We start from the raw sequence: 963 nt of genomic DNA, 5'->3' as shown, positions 1-963 counted from the left end.
GAAGCAGATGGTGTCGGTGGGCCGGCTGCACGAGCTGATGAACGCGGGGCACCTGAAGGCGCTGGCGGTCACTGCGTCGAGCTACAGCTCGGGCACGCACGTGACCTTCTACGACTCGGTGCAGGACATCGTGCCGTGGACGCGCTCGCAGCGCGTCGCGGTGCGCGACGAGATCACGGTGCCGCACCTGCTGGCCTCGGCCGCGATCCCGTTCGTGTTCCCGGCCGTGCCGCTGAACTTCGAGGGCATGGTCGAGTACTTCGGCGACGGCTCGATGCGCCAATCGGCGCCGATCTCGCCGGCGGTGCACCTGGGGGCGAGCCGCATCCTGGTGGTCGGTGCCGGCCGCATGCACGAGCCGCCGGGGCGCCGGCAGGTGAACGGCGACTACCCGAACATCGCGCAGATCGCCGGCCATGCGCTGTCGAACATCTTTCTCGATGCGCTGGCGGTGGATGTGGAGCGGCTGCAGCGGGTCAACAACACGCTGTCGCTGCTGCCGGCAGAGGCGCTCGCGCGCACCAGCCTGCGGCCGATCGACGTGCTGGTGATCGCGCCGAGCGAGCGGCTGGACGACCTGGCGGCCAAGCATTTGGCGAGTCTGCCGGCGCCGGTGCGGGCGCTGCTGCGCGGCGTCGGCGTCTCGGGGCGCGGCGCCGATACGCGCGGTGCGGCGCTGGCGAGCTACCTGCTGTTCGAGGCGCCGTATACGCGTGAGCTTGTCGCGCTGGGGGTGGCCGATACCTTGAAGCGGCGCGAGGAGGTGGCGCGGTTCTTCGGGTGGGGTGTTCGCTGAGGTCGGTTCTCGCGCGGCAAAGGCGCGGGCGGGGAGTCCGTGGCGCGCCGGCCGGGTCGGTCATCGCCCCCGGGGGGCGATGACTCCCCTGCGCTGACTGGTTTCATGGCCCGTCGCCGAAACTCCCGCCACTCACTTCGTTCGTTGTGGTCAAACAGTCGGCGACA

The 963-nt window shown here is 70.6% G+C and carries 1 protein-coding gene; it reads left to right on the top strand.

All coding sequences use genetic code 11. The features are described from left to right. The coding region (locus AC1D01_RS36495) for a patatin-like phospholipase family protein (protein ID WP_477874665.1) at positions 1-796 on the top strand (796 nt) is incomplete at its 5' end. Between the last annotated feature and the right edge of the window lie 167 nt (positions 797-963).

This window comes from Rhizobacter sp. P3_B12 (assembly GCF_056402895.1).
The sequence above is the reverse complement of the archived record's forward strand: the minus strand, read 5'-3'. Positions and strand labels throughout refer to the sequence as shown.